Origin of the sequence: Mesonia aestuariivivens (genome assembly GCF_019311235.1) — a bacterium.
Taxonomy (GTDB): domain Bacteria; phylum Bacteroidota; class Bacteroidia; order Flavobacteriales; family Flavobacteriaceae; genus Mesonia; species Mesonia aestuariivivens.
Genome location: NZ_JAHWDF010000014.1, coordinates 17,158 through 36,832 on the forward strand (window position 1 = coordinate 17,158; position 19,675 = coordinate 36,832).

Below are 19,675 nucleotides of genomic sequence, written 5' to 3' on the forward strand. Positions count from 1 at the left end.
AACGCGTGACCCAGGATTACATCACGAAAATCTAGCAGGATGAGATTCCGTGTCAGGCACGGAATGACGAACGAAAAGTTACTTCGAGTGATTTTGTTGAAGCAATAGCATAAATAAAATCGTATCGAGAAGTCAATTTAAAAATTGAAACTCACTTGAGCTGGCGGGAAGTTGGAGAATAGATAGGAAGCTCGAATAAGGAAATAAGAAACAAGACAACTGCCTTTAAGTAGGCCGAAAATGATGAAATTATATAAATGAGCCGAAAATAAAAACCTAATAACCTTCTCTCTATGAAAAAATATATCTCTTTATTTTGTTTAAGTCTGTTGTTCTTTAGTTGTGCTGAAGAACAAAAAACAGAAGAAGCATCTTCGGAGGAACAACCCTCTAAAATCGACCGAAAGGCCGTGATTACCCGAAATAGTGTACACGTGAATCAATTAGATACGTTAGCCTCGTTAAGTGTTGGAAATGGAAGTTTTGCGTTTACCGTTGATGGTACGGGATTGCAAACTTTCCCGGATATGTATCAATATGGCGTTCCATTAGGAACGGAATCGGAATGGGGTTGGGATTCGTTCCCGAATACCGAAAATTACAAGTTTGAAGAAACCATTGAAAATTATGACCAAAATGGACGTAAAGTCAGCTATTCGGTACAGCGGAAAGGACCAAGAGCCAAAAAAGCGGTGGATTATTTTAGGTCGAATCCGCATCGTGTACAATTAGGGAATCTCGGTTTTGATTTGATCAAGAAAAATGGAGAAAAAGTGCAGCCGCAAGATATTACCGATATTCAGCAAGAACTAAACGTATGGACGGGTGAAATTACCAGTACATTTAAGGTGGAAGGAATTCCGGTGGAAGTCAAAACCCTTTGTCATCAAGAAGAAGATATTATTGGAGTTGAAGTGAATTCTGAATTAATTGAAAACGAACAATTAAAAATAAGACTTCGATTGCCGTATCCTACCGGTGGTTGGACCGATTTGGGAACAAAATGGGAAGCTGAAAATTTAAATTATCCCAGTGAAATTTCAACAGATGAAAAAAATCACGCCGTAGTCACTCGACAGATGGATTCGCTCAAATACGACATCGGTTTTAACTGGAAGGGCGAAGCGAAATTCGAAAAAAAAGAGGATCAATATTTTGAATTGATTCCGCAGCAAAACAACTTCTCGTTTACGTGTCAGTTTAGCAATGAAGCGATCAATAAAGAAGCTGATTTTACTTCCGTAGAAAAAAGCAGTAAAAACGGGTGGTCAGCATTTTGGAATAGCGGTGGCATCGTCGATTTTTCTGAATGTACCGATGAGCGTGCCCCGGAATTGGAACGTCGGGTGGTGTTATCTCAATACCTGACCAAATTGCAATGTACCGGAGAAATTCCACCCCAGGAAACCGGATTAACCTATAATTCTTGGTATGGAAAACCGCATTTAGAAATGCACTGGTGGCACGGAGTTCATTTTCCGTTATGGGGAAGACCAGAATTGCTCGGGAAGAGTTTACCTTGGTATGATCGTGTTTTTAAAAAAGCAAAAAAATTAGCAGAGCGACAGGGTTTTAAAGGAGCGAGATGGCAAAAAATGACCGATCCTTATGGGGATGAAGGTCCATCTTCTGTCGGCGCATTTTTACTATGGCAACAACCACATTTTATTACCTATGCGGAATTGATGTATCGTGCCGATTCAACTTCAGCAACTTTAGAGAAATATAAAGAACGCGTATTTGCCACGGCCGATTTTATGGCTTCGTTTGCCCATTTAAATGAAGAAGGAACTTACGATTTAGGTCCGGGAGTGATTCCGGCGCAAGAGCGTTTCCCGAAAATGGAAACGTTTAACCCAACCTATGAGTTAGCCTACTGGAATTGGGCACTCACCACCGCTTTAGAATGGAAAAAACGCTTAGGAGAAGAACAACCTGAAGCATGGAAAAAAGTAGCTGAAAATTTATCGCCACTTCCCGTTCAGGAAGATTATTATTTGGCTACCGAAAGCGCAACTGATTCTTATACCAATCCGGAATATTTAACCGATCATCCTTCGGTTTTAGGAACTTACGGAATGTTACCGGTTACCCCACTGCTTGATAAAGAAATTATGAACAATACCTTTAATAAAGTTTGGGATATCTGGTCCTGGGAAGATACCTGGGGTTGGGATTTCCCTATGACGGCAATGGCTGCGGCGCGATTGGGAAAACCTGAAAAAGCAGTGGATGCACTTTTTATGGATGTACAAACCAACACGTATTTAAAAAACGGACATAATTACCAAGAGGAGCGTTTAACTTTATATATGCCAGGGAATGGAGGTTTATTAACCGCAGTAGCGATGATGTGTGCCGGTTGGGATGAAACTACAGAGAAAAACCCCGGTTTCCCTAATAATGGCAAGTGGAATGTGAAGTGGGAAGGCTTGAAAAAAATGCCTTAACAGGAATGCACAGGATACCGAAATGGTTTAGAAAGTCTAATTTTCATTTTTAGAAATGGCGTCATCCCGGACTTGATCCGGGATCACATCAAAGTAGGATAAAATGCTGAATCAATATTTCAACTTTGCTCAGTGTGACATTTAAACCTGACAATCGTGTCAGCAGTCACTTCGAGTGATCTTATTGAAATTCACTTAATCTAACGAAGGTTGGAATTTTAAAATTTGGTTACAAATTAATAAAGCTAGAAATGACAAAAAAACGATCTACCTATTTACTAATTGCTTTTTTAGTAACGTTTCCAGTTTTAATTTCTTGTAAAGAAAAAACTGATAAAAGTGAAAAATCAGCTTCAGAAGAAAAGAAAGATGCTATTCCTGTTTTAATGACGGGTGAAGGAAAAATGCCTTCGACTTGGATCGATAAAACAACCGGACATCAGCTTAAGAAATTAACTTCCGAAGGAGATAATCGAAGTTTTTACTTTCATAACAATCCGTTTGTGAAAGCTAAAAATAGTCAAGACTGGTTAATGATTTTTTATAAAACTACAGAAAGCGGAAATCAGCTGTATTCTTTAAATTTAACCACGCAAGAGCAAAAAGCCATCACTACCCAACCGGGCAAAAAACGTGGCGAGATTCTGGGAACTCAATCAAGAAAAGTATTTTACACGTTAAATGATAGTGTTTTTGCAAGTCATATTGATACACAGCAAACCGATTTTATCAAAAAACTTCCCGAAGGCGTAAGCGTAGGCACTAATACCTTAAATGCTTCGGAAGAATTGCTGGGCGGAGTGGTCGCTACGGAAGAAGAAGCGGAACTATTCAAAAAAAATCCAAAAAAGTCAGATTACTTCAACTTAATCTATGAAGCACATTTGCCTCGGCATTTAATGACGATTGATGTAGAGAACGGAGAACTTTCAAAACTATATCGTGAAAATGCCTGGCTTAATCACGAACAATTTTCACCTACAGATCCTAATTTATTAATGTATTGTCACGAAGGTCCTTGGCATAAAGTAAATCGTATTTGGACGTACGATTTATCGACTGGCGATACGACGCTAATTCATAAAAGAACGGTACATCGTGAAATTGCCGGACACGAGTTTTTTAGTCCCGATGGAAAAACCATCTGGTTCGATTTGCAAATTCCACGGGGAGAAACATTTTACTTAGCAGGGAAAAATATTGACACTGGCGAAGAAACACGCTACCAATTAGAAAGAGACGAATGGTCTATTCATTACAATATTTCACCTGATATGAAAACATTTGCCGGTGATGGAGGCGATAAATCTCAGGTAGCGCACGCTGAAGACGGACAATGGATTTATCATTTCACCCCTAACGGAAAAGAGTTGGATTCTGAAAAACTCGTAGATATGAGTAAACATAATTACGATTTAGAACCCAACGTGCATTTTTCACCTGATGGAAAATGGATTATTTTTAGAGCTAATTTTGAGGGAAGTACTCAAATTTATGCCGTAAAGATAGAAAAACACAAAGCTTAAGCATGAAGAAATTACTTATACTTAACTTATTATTATTATTAATAGGAAGCACTGCTTTCGCACAAAACTCTTTTTCGGGATTACCGGAAATGACCAATATCCAAAAACCTTGGACGCGTTGGTGGTGGATGGGAAATGCGGTTGATAAAGAAAATTTACGTGATAATTTAATTCAGTTAAGTGAAGCCGGGATAGGTGGCGTTGAAATCACTCCGATCTACGGCGTAAAAGGTGAAGAAGAAAAATTTATCGACTATTTATCTCCGAAATGGATGGAAATGTTGGATTACACCCTCCAAACTGCAGATAGTTTAGGCATTCAGGTCGATATGGTTTTAGGAACCGGTTGGCCGTATGGTGGTCCGCAAGTTTCCCGCGAAGATGCTGCTACTAAATTGATCGTAAGAAAATATGAAGTAAAGAAAAACGAGCGGATCAAAGAGAAAATTCAACCTAATGACAAAGAAGATTATGCAAATTTGAAATATCTCGTGGCTTATGGTCACCAAGGAACTTACTTGGATTTAACCGATGAGTTAGAGGGTGATGAACTGAACTGGAAAGCTAAAAAAGAACATTTTACGCTTTATGCTATCTTTGTAGGGAAAACCGGGCAGCATGTGAAGCGGTCCGCACCGGGAGGAAAAGGCTTTACTTTAGATCATTATTCAAAAAAGGCCTTTGAAAATTATGCACAACCTTTTGATGAGGTTCTACCACCTTTTAAAAATAGAATCCGAGCGATTTTTAATGACAGTTACGAAGTTTACGGTAGTAATTTTACTCCCGAATTTTTTGAAAAGTTTGAAACATACCGCGGTTACGACCTTAAAAAACATTTACCGGAACTTTTTAGTCGAATGAATACTGAACTTGCTAATCGCGTAAAAGGAGATTACCGAGAAACATTATCAGATTTATTGTTGAATGATTTTAATAAACCTTGGACGGATTGGACGAATGGTTACGGATTTAAAACCAAGCTGCAAGCACACGGTTCTCCTGGGAATTTAATTGATTTGTACGCTTCTGCCGATATTCCAGAATGTGAAACCTTTGGTTCGATGCCATTTGATATTCCCGGTTTACGCAGAAAAGCTGAAAACATTAGAAATGGCGATGCCGATCCAGTTATGCTAAAGTTTTCTTCTTCCGCAGGGCACATTGCTGGCCGACCTCTGATCTCTTCCGAAAGCTTTACGTGGTTACGCGATCATTTTAAAACCGCTTTATCGCAAACCAAACCCGAGGCAGAAGAATTGTTGCTGAATGGCGTTAACCATATGTTTTTTCACGGAACAACCTATTCCCCTGAAAGAGCCGCTTGGCCGGGTTGGAAGTTTTATGCTTCGGTAAATATGAGTCCGAATAATACCATTTGGGAAGACGCGCCAGAAATGTTCTCCTATTTAGCCAACTCGCAGCAAATTTTACAAGCCGGAAATCCTGATAATGAAATTTTAGTGTATTGGCCTATTTATGATGTTTGGAACCGTCAGTTAAACAATCAATTGTTCTTTCAGTTTAAAATACATTCATTGGAAGAATGGTTACACGGCACTTCTTTTTATGAAATAAGTACCAATTTGATGAAAAAAGGCTACGGAATCGATTTTATTTCAGATGCGTTTATTGCGGAGGCGAAAGTGAAAAATGGGGAACTTCAGTTACCCGGCGGAAGTTTTAAAGCGTTAGTCGTTCCGGAAGCGAAATACATTCCATTGGAAACGCTTGAAAAATTACTTCAACTTAAAAAAGAAGGCGCCACTATTATTTTTAAAGCTTTGCCTCAACATGTTCCGGGGCTAAAAGATTTCCGCAGTAAAGAAAAGCAACTCGTTCAATTACTAAAGTCGAATCGAATTCAGCCTCAGCAAAATATAGATGAAGCTTTACAAGCAGCGAATGTGAAGCCAGAAGCATTGGTAAATACCGGATTAAAATATATTCGAAGGGAATTGAACGGAGAAAAACTTTACTTTTTGGTAAATCATACCGCTAAGAATGTCGATAAGTTTATTTCTATCCAGCATCATGCGAATCAAGTCACATTATTTGATGCGTTGAATAATATCAAAGGAAAAGCGAGAATTCAGCAAGATGGAACAATTACGAAAGTTTGGGTGCAACTGGAACCAGGTGAAAGTATATTCTTAAAAACTGGTCGTGAAGATGATATAGAAGATTGGTTATATGTGGAAGAAGAAAACGAAAGTTTTGAACTCACCGGAACATGGAAGATTGATTTCTTACGAGGAGGGCCAACATTACCGTCTTCTGGAGATATGAAAACGTTAACCTCTTGGACAAATTTAGGGACCGATGCTGAAAATTTTTCGGGAACGGCAAGTTATGAACTGGAATTTGATGCTCCAAAATCTAACGTAAAGCTTTGGAGATTAGATTTAGGCGAAGTACGTGAAAGTGCTAAAGTTTGGTTGAATGGGGATTATGTAGGAAGTAGTTGGTCGATTCCGCACCAATTGATTTTGAAAAATTTAAACGAAAAAAATAATACCCTAAGAATTGAAGTCACCAATTTACCGGCTAATCGAATTCGAGCTAAAGAGAATCGGGGAGAAGAATGGAAAATTTTCTACGAGATCAATATGGTCAACAAAGATTATAAAGAATTCGACGCCACCCAATGGGAGGTAACGCCATCCGGATTGGTCACTCCTGTCAAATTAATTCCGCTTAAAAAGAAATAATTTATATAAAATGAAGAGATTATATTTTGCTTTTGTATTACTATTTGTTTCAACGATATCGATTGCGCAATCTACCATTGATAGAAAACAAGTTTTAGAAGAAATGATGTTGGCTAATCAATATTTTATGGATAAATGGCCTGATACCGGGAAAACCATTATTACGAATAAAGAACGGCCAAGTAATATCTGGACGCGTGCGGTTTATTATGAAGGTCTAATGGCTTTGCATGAAATTTATCCCAAAGAAGAATATTATCAATATGCCTTAGATTGGGCAAATTCTCATCATTGGGGTTTTAATGGAGGTAACACGACGAGAAATGCCGATAATTATTGCGCGGCACAAACGTATATTGATTTATACAATTTACAACCTAATCCAGAAAAGTTAAAGAATACCCGAGCTTGTATGCAGAAGTTTTTAAACACCCTACAAAATGACGATTGGGATTGGATTGACGCCATACAAATGGGAATGCCGGTCTTTGCTAAAATGGGTGTTTTAGAGAAAGATGAGCGTTATTTTGAGAAAATGTACCAGATGTATATGGCTTCTCGAAATGAAATAGGAGAGAAGGGGTTATTTAATGAGAAAGACGGACTTTGGTGGAGAGATGCTGACTTCGATCCGCCTTATCAAGAGCCCAACGGAGAAGATGCTTATTGGAGCCGTGGGAACGGTTGGGTAATTGGTGCGTTGGCAAAAACGCTTTCAATAATTCCTGAAGATGCTCCGCATCGCAAGCAGTATATCGACGATTTAAAAGCAATGGCAGCTGCTTTGAAGAAAGTACAACGTAAAGATGGGTTTTGGAATGTGAGCTTGCACGATAAAAAACACTTTGGCGGAAAAGAACTATCAGGCACCGCTTTATTTGTTTACGGAATGGCTTATGGGGTCAATAATAATTTATTAGATCGAGATGAATATTTACCGGTTATACTAAAAGGTTGGAATGCGATGGAGGAAGAAGGTTTACACGATAATGGCTTTTTAGGTTATTTACAATCTACCGGAAAAGAACCAAAAGACGGTCAGCCTCTTTCTTACGACAAAATTCCAGATTTTGAAGATTATGGTTTAGGCTGCTTTCTATTAGCGGGCAGTGAGATATATCGATTAGAGTTTTAAAACTTTTTAATTGATTTTTTAGATTTGGTTTGAAGTCCTGTTTTTCTACGATGAGAACAGGGCTTTTTTTGTATAAAAAATCCTTCAGTTCAATTGAACTGAAGGATTTTAATTTTAAAACTTAAAGACTTTTATTCTACTATTAATTTTTCGATTTTTATAGCATTTCCTTTTTTAAACTGAATTAGATACATTCCTGATTTCAGTGAAATATCAATTTGATTTTCTTCTTCTCTAAGCTTAAAGTTTTGTAATTGTTTTCCCGTTAAATCTAATATTGTGATGCCTTCTAATTGCTGAGTATTTTCAATAAATAATTTGTTCAAAGCAGGATTAGGATAGAAAGTAATTTTTTCTAATTCAATTTTATTTATATCCATAGCTTCGCAGTCTACAGGATCATAAAGTACTTCACCCAAACTGCTATCATCAGGTTGATGAAAGATTACACTTTCAGCATCTGCAAGCGTATTTTCCTGTCCTTCAATCCAACAGTTGTGTAAGGCCGTGATCGTATTTGGTGTATTATTATATAAGGCGTAAGTTACTCCGCCATTTTCGTTATTGGCAAAAACATTACCGCCGGGATTTTCATCGTTATCACCTAAATTGATAGAAGCTTCACCAATAACAGTAATTCCCCACAAATTTCCTCTAACTTCATTATTGGTAGCTATAATTTCTTGAGTATTAGAAGATGAATTTAAAGAAATTCCGCTACCGCCAAGATTGGGAATTCCTTGCGTATTGTTATCTTCAATTATATTATTTCTGAGGTAAGCAAAAGAATTTCCGCCTACTATAGTAATTCCATAGCGATTATTGGTAATAGTATTGTCGTCTATAATACACCTAATTTCAGATCCTGTTAAGTTTGCAACAGCAATACCGCCAACTTGATCTAATTCAGGATCTCCTATAATTGTATTTTGAATAATTTTTAAGGTATCAATACCAGAAGGTCCCATATTAATCTGAGGTCGGTTTTGGTTACTTTGTCCATTACCTTCTAAATAATTACCAGTAATAATTGCTGAAACTTCTTGATTAGCTCCAGAAGCCACCGCAGGTAAATCATTTTCAATAAAGGTGTTGTTTTTAATAATTGGAGAACCATAAGAAACAGAAACCACGGCTCCTGTGGTAGCTCCCGTCACATTATAGGCTAAATAACTATTGGTTAAAGTAAAATTATCGGTAAGTACACGTAAACCGCCACCATTTTTAATTACTGTATTATTAATATTTATTTCTGAATTGTCTTCAAATCGAAAGCCTTCATATGGAGTTAAACTATCGGTGGCTGTAATCACCATTTCTCCTGTAGCTGGATGACTCGAAAAATATCCAAAAACTTGAATAAGCACATTTTCGTCTATATATAATGACTCAGCTGAAGAAAGCTGAAAAGAATCGTTCTCCGCTATAATTAAATCATCCGTTAAGGTGTAATTTGTTCCGTCAAAAATAAGAGGAGAGTTCGTTGTATTAAGTAGGTCTGTGAGGGTCCAACTGACCCCTGTATTTGGTGTGGTGTATTGTGCTTTACTTCCTATAAAACATAAAAAAGCAAATAAGGCGAGGGTAATTTTTTTCATAATTATTCTATTAAGGTTTGTGTTGAAAAACTTTGATAATTAGAAAAATACTTAAAATCTTTTGAGATAAGAAATAATCTTAAATAAAAAAAGCTCCTCGAAAAGAGAAGCTTTTTTGGTGCGGGCGGGGAGACTCGAACTCCCACACCTTGCGGCACTAGATCCTAAGTCTAGCGTGTCTACCAATTCCACCACGCCCGCATTAAAACTTAGCAACAAACTTAGGATAGTTTGCTAAGCGGTTGCAAATATAAATAAACATTTTAATATTCAAAGAAAGTATCCCATAAAATTTCAATTTTTAAAAACATCTTGTTATCTTGTCACTTGAACAAAAAAAAGTTTTCATGAATAAGAGCAGAGCTTATATAGAAGAGCATAAAGAACGTTTTCTACAAGAACTCATAGAGTTATTGAAAATCCCTTCCATAAGTGCAGATTCAGCCTACAAAGCAGATGTTATTAAAACGGCAACAGCTGTAAAAGAGAGTTTAGCAAGTGCGGGTTGCGATCTAACAGAAATTTGTGAAACTCCTGGCTATCCAGTAGTTTACGGAGAGAAAATGATCGATAAAAATTTGCCAACGGTCTTAGTTTACGGGCATTATGATGTGCAACCTCCAGATCCTATTAACTTGTGGGATTCTCCGCCATTTGAACCCGTAATTAAAAAAACCGAAACTCATCCCGAAGGTGCTATTTTTGCACGAGGTGCCTGCGATGATAAAGGGCAAATGTATATGCACGTGAAAGCCTTAGAATACATGGTAAAAAATGATGATTTACCATGTAATGTGAAGTTTATGATTGAAGGCGAAGAAGAAGTAGGAAGCGAAAATTTAGGTTGGTTTATTGAACGCAATCACGAAAAATTAAAAAATGATGTGATTTTAATCTCAGATACGGGGATGATTGCTAAAGATGTACCTTCAATTACTACTGGTTTACGCGGATTAAGTTATGTAGAAGTAGAAGTTACGGGGCCAAATCGTGATTTGCATTCTGGACTTTATGGAGGCGCTGTCGCTAATCCTATTAATGTCTTAAGCAAGATGATTGCTTCGCTTCACGATGAAAATAACCATATTACGATACCAGGCTTTTACGATAAAGTAGAAGAGCTTACGCAAAAAGAGCGAGCAAAAATGGGTGAAGCTCCTTTTGACTTAGAGAATTATAAAAAAGCCTTAGATCTTCATGATGTGTATGGTGAAAAAGGATACACTACTAACGAGAGAAACTCAATTCGTCCAACCTTAGATGTGAACGGAATTTGGGGTGGTTATACAGGTGAAGGTGCTAAAACCGTTATTGCTAGCAAAGCGTTTGCAAAGATATCTATGCGTTTGGTCCCTCACCAAGACTGGAAAGAAATTACTGAGTTATTTAAAAAACATTTTGAAAGTATAGCCCCAAGTGGAGTTACGGTAGATGTGAAACCACACCATGGCGGGCAAGGTTATGTAACCCCAATCGATGGAATTGAATACCAAGCCGCCAGTGAAGCTTATCAAGAAGTTTTTGGGAAAGAACCTATACCACAGCGCAGCGGCGGTAGCATACCTATTGTTTCTTTATTTGAAAAAGAATTACAAAGTAAAACCATCTTAATGGGCTTTGGTTTAGATACCGATGCGATTCACTCTCCCAATGAACATTTCGGAATTTGGAATTATTTAAAAGGAATAGAAACCATTCCTTTTTTCTATAAACATTTTGCGAAATTGAAAAAATAAGTTTATTAAAAAACCTCTTCCAAATTTTGAAGAGGTTTTTTAGTTATAGCATTTTTTTAATTGAAATTTAATTTCCTTTAAGTCTCGACCATAATTCTTCAACTAACTTTTTAGCTTGTTCAGTGTCTTTTTCTTTTTCTGTGATAATAACATTTCCGTTTTGTTTTTGCAATTGAAAACTAAAAGCGAAATTTTTAGCTGAAGGAGAAAAGCCTAATAAACCAAAGCGTAAATCATTCAAATATAATTTATCGTTTTCTTTGCTAATGGTGTACCAACCTTTAGTAATATTAATAAGTCGTTGTACTTTTTCTTTATGTTTAAAATCTCCCAGCCATTCGTGGTGTTTAGGGTAAGCGGTAAATTGTATAGGCTGAGAATCGAACAATGAATAATGACCTATTAGATAAGCACTCTCTGTATCGACATTTGCTGTCCACAAAATAGTATTGAAGGGAGAAGGTTTGGTCTCCATTTCTATATATGAAATGTGTTGTTGCTGAAGCGCATCTTCAAATTTTTGATAGGTAATCCATTTAAACATCAGAGTGATCATCATATAAGCTGAACTGACGATGAGTCCCAGATTATTTAATTTTCTTCGTTGAGCAGAACCTCTTTTTTGCCGCATGGCTAATATCACAAAAACCAAAAAAGGTAAGGTGTATAGGGGATCGATCACGAAAATATTCTTGTAAGCTAAGCGCAGATCGAGTGGCCAAAATAATTGTGTACCCCAAGTGGTGTGTGCATCTAAAAGCGGATGCGTGAGAAATCCCCAAAAAAATAACCAAGCCCAAGCTTTCCAGTTTGCTTTGGTTTCCCATAAAGAAACAAGCCAGCCAAATATGGGGGCAAAAACAATAGAGAATAAAATAGAATGGGTAAACCCACGATGAATTTCTAAGGCGGTTACCGTATCGACGAAATAGGAAGCAAAAGTATCCAAATCTGGAATTGTTCCAGCAATAGCTCCGTAGAGCATCGCTTTATTGCCAACTTTTTTACCAAGAACCGCTTCACCAACGGCAGCACCCAAAACAATTTGCGTTAAAGAATCCATTTAAATAAGTTTTTCTCCTACAATTCCTATTAAAAAACCTAAACTAGCTCCTAAAGAAGTAATGTAGTTATTATCGAGTTTACTTTCAGGTATAATTTCTTGAATTAATAAATACAAAATACCACCACTAGCAAATGTCATTAAATGGGCGGTAAGGCTAGGAAAATCTCTTAACACAAAATGACCTAAAAGTGCGCCTAGAATTCCGCAAAAACTTAAAAAGAAAAAAATAATTAATGTTTTTTGAGCAGAATAGCCGCTTTGCACCATGTCTCTATAGGCATTAAAAGCTTCGGGTAAATTTTGAAGACCAATGAATACGGCAAGTAAAGTTCCCATGTTGGGGTTAATGGCAAAAACGGCCCCTAGTGCAATAGCTTCAGGAATAAAATCCATAAGCATGGCTAAAAGCGTAGCGGTCTGGCCTCCTTTTTTAGATAAGTACCTGTCAATGAATAAAAAAACTAGCGTTCCTAAAATAAAAGAAAAAGCCATTTCAGAAAGACTTAAATCTTCCATTCCTGTGGGGATTAACACCAATGCGATGGCTGATAAAATAATGCCTGCTCCAAAAGACATGAGAAAATGTATGATTTCATATTTTACTGGAGTTTCTTTAATGTGATGATTAAAGAAATTAGCTAAAATGCCTCCCAGAAAAACGGTAAATCCAGCAAATGCTGAATGTAGAATTAATTTAATTAACATAGCATAAAAAGTTATTCATCTACAATATTCATTTTTCTTAGCAAAAAGGAAGCATTCATATTTTGGCAAATTCCATCTTTAAATTTGTAATCAAAATGTAATTCATCGTTAATGATTTCTGCATCAAAATAATGATTTTTTACCTGAGGTAATTCATTCGCTACTTCGCATAAACTCAAATCGTGCGTGGCAATAATTCCGGTAGAGTGGGAGTTAATGAGTTTTTCTACAAACTTTCTAGAGCCAATTGCTTTATCGGTAGAGTTGGTTCCTTTTAAAATTTCATCAAGAATAATAAAATATTTGTCACTCTTAATTTCATCTACAATAAATTTTAGTCGGCTTAATTCTGAATAGAAATAAGAAGCTTCATCGGCAAGCGAATCTACCGTTCGCATACTGGTAATGAGTTTTATGGGCGAATATTCACAAGTTTTTGCACATACAGGAAGCCCTATATTTCCCATGACGAGTTGCAGAGAAACTGTTCTTAAAAATGTACTTTTTCCTGCCATATTAGCGCCAGTAATGATAAAAAATTCTTGCTCATCAATCTGGTAATCATTCTTCACCGCATCTTTAGGATTAATCAATGGGTGTACCGCTTCTGTAGTTTTTAAAATAACATCATTTTGCTGAATACTAGGATAGGTGTAAGATTGATGATTAAAAGCAAAACCACCTAACGAATTATAAGCATCAAAATAATCAATCGCTTCAAACCAGTTTTCAGTGCGATTAGCATATTTTAAGATCCATTGTTCAAGCTCGTAAGCTTTCCACAAATCCCAAAGCATAAAACCACTTATTACTTGACCAAAAATCATAAAATTCTTACGTTCTAGCCCGTCTATAATTTTTGAAAATTCTTTCACTAGGTTAGATGCCTTTTTAGCTTTAATTTCAATTTGTTTTTGATGATTTTTATTAAGTTCAGCTTTAAAATCTTCATTTTCAATTAAACCTAATAATAAATGATATTGCTGAAAAGTACTTTGTATTTCACTTACATAGCCCGAAAGTTCATTTACCTTCTTAGCAAATCTGCTAATAATAATCCACCCGATAATAAACCAACCTGCTAAGTAAAACCAAGGTATATAATCTAAGGATAAAGCGATAAATAAAACTAACGAAACAGCAGAAAATACTTTGGGTAACCACTTAAAAACCGAAGGGACAAATGTTTTATAATCTTTAAACCATTGCAAAATAATCGGAGCTTTAATCTTTGCTTTTGCCATTTTAGCGATGGCAGTAAACTCTTGTCTAAAGTTTAATTTTTCTGCAAGCTCTTGAATGCTATGTTGCTTTTTTTCAATATGCTCAATATTGTTACCACTTAATAAATTAGCTAATTTTTGTTTACCTGAAGCCAATGCGGTACGGTTGAGGTATTGAAAAAACGAACGCTTACCAAACAAATCGATATCTTGACTGAACTCGTGCTGCGGGTCTACAAATTCTTCCCCATTAGGCAAGTGATGAAAATTACGATTTAAAACGCTTATTTCTGTTTCATTTAATTGAATGAGTTGTTTTAGCTTTTCTTTATCCTGTTGAAGATCGGTATGTCTAGATACTAAATAAAGAAAAGAAGCAATTCCTAAAAAGACAAAAAGTAATACTAACGATGTAATGCTCGAATAGAAATAAATTAAAAAGGCAAAAAGTAAAAAAGCCGTTAACCGAAGCATACTCGATGCAAATAGTTTTTTCTTAAGACTGTTTAGTGCCGTTTGGTGTTGCTCAATTTTATCTTGATAAACCGATAAAGGTGATTTCATGAATTTCTTATTGAAAGTATATGTAGTGCTAAAATACAGAACTTCTTTAAGAATTTAGGATTGCATTTCTTTTAATTCTTGCTTTTGTTTTTGGGTAAGTTTACTTACTACCAATTCGTAGCTATGCGTAATAAAATGCTTAAGTTGTTGGTCGTTGAGTTGCGAACCATTAACGATTACCGTATTCCAATGTTTTTTATTCATATGGTAACCGGCGTAAATTTCTTCTGGATATTTTTCGCGAAGTTCTAGCGCTTTTTCAGGATCGCATTTTACATTAATAGCCGGTTCTCCTAATTCCCATTTTTCTAACGAGACTAACCCAAACATTTTCCCCATAACTTTAAAAACCAAGGTGTCTTCATTAAACGGGAAGTCTTCTGTGGCTCCTTTAAAATTTAAAAAATATTCGCGTAGTTCTAAAATATCCATTATTATTTTTCTATTTCTTTTTTAAATTTAGCTGAAGACAATTGTTGCGGATTACTATTAATTTCTAAAGCCGAATAGTCTAATTTCCAATTGATAGTTTCTACTAATTTTTCGATGAGATGAATGGTTTCTAAGGCTTGCGAAGAAGCTTCTTTTAACAAACCGCTGTTTGGTATTTTATCTACAATATGTTGCTTGGCTTCACGGTTAATATCGGTTAAATCTGAAGAAGTAAAAGGGTTAGCCCAGCCTTCACGTTTGTCGTAATATTTAAAATCGGTTTCTATCGTTAAGAGTTCTGGTTGTGGGAAGTTGCTTAAGAAAATAGTTTTCTTTTCAACATCAGAATTTAATTTTAATTTGGTTAAATCAAAGCCTACGTGGGCTTTCGCTTCAATGAGGATAAGTGCTTTTTTACTCCCTAAAAACAAATTTAACCACTTATCTTTCATATTGTGGTAATGGTAAATTTCAGAAAAGTCACCTTCAACGGTAATAAATTTACAAACTGCTCTTATTTTTTCCATCAATACGATAGATTGATGTTCTTCATTCTCTTTTCGCTTCGATTTATTAAAGAATGAATATATAAAATATGCTACAATTGCGCCGGCAGCCAAGCCTATAAATAATAATTCCATAGTTAATTTCCTATTTCTCCCAAATGTGTAAATTTAAAACCTTTTTTCAATTTAAGGCCATAACCGAGAATTCTATCAAAACACGAGTGAGAAAAAAACACAATCCCTAGCATTTGAATGATTTCAGAAGTTATTAAAATTCCGAAGAAATAAATAGTAATTGCCACAAATTTATGATGTAATAGGTTGTACGTTATTGCTCCAATTTTTTCGTTTAAAACATAGCCCAGCATTCCAATATCAGGTGCAAAAAATAAAGCCACAAACCACCACCAAGAGAGTTCAAGTTGATAAAATAAAAATACGCCAAGCATTAACATTGCGAGTTCTTCAAGTTTCAGTGATGTTTTTATGTTAGATAATTTTTAAATAGAATACTCAAAAGAACGCTTTGATAAGATTAATATGACAATTCTTTAAAAAGTTTAGACTTCAACTTCAATTTTAGAGTATTTTATAAAGCACGGGTTTACTAGGTGTAGCATCATTTTTTATTGAAGCAATTTGTAAATTAATTAAATAATTACCGTCTTCAATTTTATTAGAAACGTAAATAAGTTCAGTAATGGTGGCATTTAGACGTGTGTTTTCAGGATAATTCCAAAAGGCACGATGGGCTAACAACTCTCCGTTATCTTTCTCTTTATCTACCGAGGGTAAATCTATTAAAAGATGATTTATTCCACATTCTCGAATGTAAATAGCAGCTTCTTCTAATAAGTAAGGCCAATTGGTGTGGCTGTATTTTTGGTGTCTTTTCGCTTTGGTGTTAGGTAGGGTTCTAATCACTAAAGCCTCGGCTTCATTTTTGGTTAAATAATGTTGTAATTGTTTTTTAGAAATGGCAAAGTCTTTTTTATAGTTTTCGGGTACTAAAGAAATGACTTTAGCTTTAAAGAAAAATTGTTTTAAGGCTTTATTTACGCTATAAAATTTTTCAGAAATATGTCCTACAGATTCGGTGTGGGTTCCGTGAGCGTGAGGGTTAAATTGAATATTATTAAAGTTTACAGAAGCACCTTCTGAGACTTTGGCGATCCATTTTCCATCTTTTACCGGTTGTATAGCGGGCTGATCTACATACCAAGCAGTAGGATTATTTTCATCTCCGCTTAGTGTGATAGAAATATCTAGCGGTTGAGATAAATCTACGGTAATCTCATCTTTTTCGAGCTGAATTTTAGCAATCATAAGCGTAATTTGGTTTAGCTCTAATGTAAATAATTCAAACTAAAACAATCTGAAACTTGGGTTGTTTTAGTGTAAAGAAGTTTTAATCAGAAAGAGAATACCTATAAAGGCTAAAAACCCTATTAAAATTAAAAAACTCCATTTATAATATTTTTTGTGAAGTTTGGCATCTTTGCGATAACTAATCACCATGATGATGGTAAAAGCAATCACAAAAAAAACAGCGAACATCCATTGGCCTTCGGTAAACATTTTTTCTATTTTTAGACAAAATTAATCTATTATTATGAAGAAACGTATTGACGCTGTAAAAGAATTTCATACCGCTTTTGGTTTAGGCTATCAAGAAGAGTTAACCGCTAGTTTGGGAAAGGCCAAAAATTTACTTCGCTTTAATTTAATGAAAGAAGAAAACGAAGAATATTTAGAAGCTGCGAATAATGAAGACCTAGTAGAAGTTGCCGATGCCCTTGGCGATATGCTTTACATACTTTGCGGTACGATTATAGAGCATGGTATGCAGCATAAAATAGAAGAGGTTTTTGAAGAAATACAGCGCAGCAATATGAGCAAACTAGGCGCCGATGGAAAACCTATTTATCGAGAAGACGGTAAAGTTTTAAAAGGGCCAAATTACTTTAAACCCAATATTAAAGAGATATTAGAAAAGTAAAATAAGGTGTTGCCTACGGCCGGGCTATCTGTTGCAAGTCCGCAGTAAAAACTTCAAAAAACTAAGCGTCTAAAAAGCTTCTTAGGTCGCTCTTTAGACGCTTGTTTTTTGATAAGTTTATTTCTTTACGGGCTTTCCACGACTATCCCTAACACAGATGTAGAGGGCTATAGCTTTAACTTTAAAAATACCTGTTTAGATTACCTGTATTCTAGAATATGAGGTTCGCGGTATTCATATTCATCTAACCTAAATAAGTTATCAAAATTACCATCGAAGCGCATGATATTTTCTCCTCTTCCGGGAACTTTCGGGAAAAATGAAAAAGAGAGCTTTATACTTTCAAAAACAAAATAATCATTACTAATTAAAAAGCCGAAACCAAATCTCGTATACAAATCATTTTTAAAAAATGGTTGAGGTGCTTCACCAATAAAACCTAAATCAAACCCAATAAACGGACTCATACGAAAACCCCACCAACTAAAGGGAACATAAGATTGAGTCTGAAAGTTAAAGACAAACTTTCGGGTCCCAAAAACTTCATTGCTATTAAAACCATCTATACCATAATAGCCGCCTAAATTTAAACGATCTTTAATAATATCTTTTCGATTAATCCCAACGGTCATATTTGTTTTTACAAATTGACGCATATACCAATTGCCAAAATGAAATATAGGAGTAAAATAGGTGCCTTGGGCTTTAAATAATGATTGTCTAGTTTCACCATTTCTAAAATAACTTCCGTATTGTAAATTAGCAGCTAAGTAACCAAAATCTGCAAAATAATTGGTAAGCGTGAGGTCTACTCCTAAGTAAAAATTATTTTCACCATTTTGACTTTGTACTCCAGAATTAATAAAATAACTGTGTCCCACACCAATATCTTCAATATCTCCGTTTCTAAAAATATAACGATCTCGAACATAGTTTACTTGTCGAATACCAATAGAACCCAATTTGATGTTTTGATTAGAGAAAAATGCAACTGAATCTACTTTTTCGTCAGGTTTTTCTAAAAATTTCTGAGTAGAATAGCGTGCGGCAATAATAATGTTGGTAGGTAAATCTCCTTTTTCTGTTCTTTTTTGAAGTGGAATCGCAAGGCCTCCCCAGGTATCAAGCCCCTCTGTCTTAATAGGTTTTCTAACAATAGTATCTAAAACTTGATTATAAAAATTTTCATAGTATTGGCGTTTATATAAACTTACTTCTCCCGCCCAACGTGTGTAGGGAGAATAAAAATTTCTATTTATTCTAGCCGTATTAAGGTAAGATTGATCTACTTCTACATCTCTAAACACTTCAGCGTTTATATAAGTGTTGTATAAGTTTTGAGCTTTATAACCTAATGTAAAACCTGTGTTTTCTTTTTGATCAAAGTCTTGTTTATAAGCGGTAGTGTATTGATGACCTAATCCAAAGAAATTATATTCTCGAAGCCTAATTTCTCCTTTGCTGGTAGAAATATCACCATCAATTCCTAAGCTCCAACTGTCTAAAACATAAATATGTAAATCTATAGAGTCTGAAGATTTTGTAATTTCTTCGGGCCTAATAAGGGCTCTTCTTATAAATTTTCGACTTCTTAATAAACGCTCAGATTCTAAAACTAATAAAGAGTCTAAGGGTTTGTTTTTTTCTAATAAAATTAAACCTCGTACTGTAAAAGGTTTAGTTTTGGCGTGTAGCACATTACCATAATTATCAATACGCTTCGAGGGTTTTACGGTGGTATCTTTTTCACTATACCCAAAAGGATCGTAAGTAGTGATTTTAATTTTTCTAATTATTTTACCCTGATGGTCTGAAAAATCACGTTGAAGTAAATCTTCAATTTTTTTATTTGATTTTTTTTTATTGGAAGGGTTTACCGGTTCAAACATTAAACCGTGTAAAAGCTTAGTAAACTTACTACCTTTAGATTTGTTTTGTAATTTTTTATAAAAGGCTTCACTTCTTGCGAGTTGAATAGAGTCTCGCTTACCAATGGTAGACAATGTATCCTTTTTTTGCGCAAA

16 protein-coding genes and 1 tRNA gene are annotated in these 19,675 nt (G+C 35.4%); 6 read left to right on the forward strand and 11 right to left on the reverse strand.

What is annotated here, in order from left to right:
• Positions 1-293: 293 nt before the first annotated feature.
• From KW502_RS12200 to KW502_RS12215, 4 genes are all read left to right on the forward strand, one after another.
• Positions 294-2,450, forward strand: coding sequence for a hypothetical protein (locus KW502_RS12200; RefSeq protein WP_219040837.1), 2,157 nt, complete (start codon positions 294-296; stop codon positions 2,448-2,450).
• Positions 2,451-2,701: 251 nt separating this feature from the next.
• Positions 2,702-3,976, forward strand: coding sequence for an oligogalacturonate lyase family protein (locus KW502_RS12205; protein WP_219040838.1), 1,275 nt, complete (start codon positions 2,702-2,704; stop codon positions 3,974-3,976).
• A gap of 2 nt (positions 3,977-3,978) precedes the next feature.
• Entirely contained in the window at positions 3,979-6,687 is a 2,709-nt protein-coding gene (locus KW502_RS12210; RefSeq protein WP_219040839.1) for a glycosyl hydrolase, read from the forward strand.
• Between the two features lie 10 nt (positions 6,688-6,697).
• Positions 6,698-7,822 (forward strand): glycoside hydrolase family 88/105 protein, encoded by a 1,125-nt coding sequence (locus KW502_RS12215; protein ID WP_219040840.1) that lies wholly within the window; start codon positions 6,698-6,700, stop codon positions 7,820-7,822.
• A gap of 131 nt (positions 7,823-7,953) precedes the next feature.
• Here KW502_RS12215 and KW502_RS12220 read toward each other — a convergent pair whose 3' ends face one another.
• Together KW502_RS12220 and KW502_RS12225 are read right to left on the reverse strand one after the other, a co-directional pair.
• The gene (locus tag KW502_RS12220) at positions 7,954-9,420 is read right to left on the reverse strand and encodes a T9SS type A sorting domain-containing protein (RefSeq protein ID WP_219040841.1); all 1,467 of its coding nucleotides are present in this window, start codon (positions 9,418-9,420) and stop codon (positions 7,954-7,956) included.
• Between the two features lie 116 nt (positions 9,421-9,536).
• Positions 9,537-9,621 (reverse strand) — tRNA-Leu (locus KW502_RS12225).
• 146 nt (positions 9,622-9,767) lie between these two features.
• Here KW502_RS12225 and KW502_RS12230 point away from each other — a divergent pair.
• Positions 9,768-11,156 (forward strand): dipeptidase, encoded by a 1,389-nt coding sequence (locus KW502_RS12230; RefSeq protein WP_219040842.1) that lies wholly within the window; start codon positions 9,768-9,770, stop codon positions 11,154-11,156.
• Between the two features lie 67 nt (positions 11,157-11,223).
• On the opposite strand, the gene KW502_RS12235 is transcribed toward KW502_RS12230, so the two are convergent.
• The 8 genes from KW502_RS12235 to KW502_RS12270 form a co-directional block, all read right to left on the reverse strand.
• Positions 11,224-12,219: a metal-dependent hydrolase gene (locus KW502_RS12235; protein WP_219040843.1), complete on the reverse strand. Its 996-nt coding sequence runs from the start codon at positions 12,217-12,219 to the stop codon at positions 11,224-11,226.
• A complete protein-coding gene (locus tag KW502_RS12240; protein WP_219040844.1) occupies positions 12,220-12,927 on the reverse strand; it encodes a ZIP family metal transporter in 708 nt (235 codons plus the stop codon).
• An 11-nt stretch (positions 12,928-12,938) separates the two neighbouring features.
• Positions 12,939-14,714: a MutS-related protein gene (locus KW502_RS12245; protein ID WP_219040845.1), complete on the reverse strand. Its 1,776-nt coding sequence runs from the start codon at positions 14,712-14,714 to the stop codon at positions 12,939-12,941.
• Between the two features lie 54 nt (positions 14,715-14,768).
• Positions 14,769-15,146, reverse strand: coding sequence for an MmcQ/YjbR family DNA-binding protein (locus KW502_RS12250; RefSeq protein ID WP_219040846.1), 378 nt, complete (start codon positions 15,144-15,146; stop codon positions 14,769-14,771).
• A gap of 2 nt (positions 15,147-15,148) precedes the next feature.
• Positions 15,149-15,787, reverse strand: a complete 639-nt coding sequence (locus KW502_RS12255) for a DUF4230 domain-containing protein (protein ID WP_219040847.1) — start codon at positions 15,785-15,787, stop codon at positions 15,149-15,151.
• Positions 15,788-15,789: 2 nt separating this feature from the next.
• Positions 15,790-16,140 (reverse strand): DUF4260 domain-containing protein, encoded by a 351-nt coding sequence (locus tag KW502_RS12260; protein WP_219040899.1) that lies wholly within the window; start codon positions 16,138-16,140, stop codon positions 15,790-15,792.
• A 91-nt stretch (positions 16,141-16,231) separates the two neighbouring features.
• A complete protein-coding gene (locus KW502_RS12265; protein ID WP_219040848.1) occupies positions 16,232-16,978 on the reverse strand; it encodes a cyclase family protein in 747 nt (248 codons plus the stop codon).
• 66 nt (positions 16,979-17,044) lie between these two features.
• Complete coding sequence (locus KW502_RS12270; protein ID WP_219040849.1) at positions 17,045-17,230, reverse strand: hypothetical protein; 186 nt, start codon at positions 17,228-17,230, stop codon at positions 17,045-17,047.
• A gap of 34 nt (positions 17,231-17,264) precedes the next feature.
• On the opposite strand from KW502_RS12270, the gene KW502_RS12275 reads away from it, so the two are divergent.
• The gene (locus KW502_RS12275) at positions 17,265-17,651 is read left to right on the forward strand and encodes a pyrophosphohydrolase domain-containing protein (protein WP_219040850.1); all 387 of its coding nucleotides are present in this window, start codon (positions 17,265-17,267) and stop codon (positions 17,649-17,651) included.
• Positions 17,652-17,851: 200 nt separating this feature from the next.
• Here KW502_RS12275 and KW502_RS12280 read toward each other — a convergent pair whose 3' ends face one another.
• On the reverse strand, positions 17,852-19,654 hold the full coding sequence (locus KW502_RS12280) for a BamA/TamA family outer membrane protein (protein WP_219040851.1): 1,803 nt from the start codon (positions 19,652-19,654) through the stop codon (positions 17,852-17,854).
• Positions 19,655-19,675 lie beyond the last annotated feature (21 nt).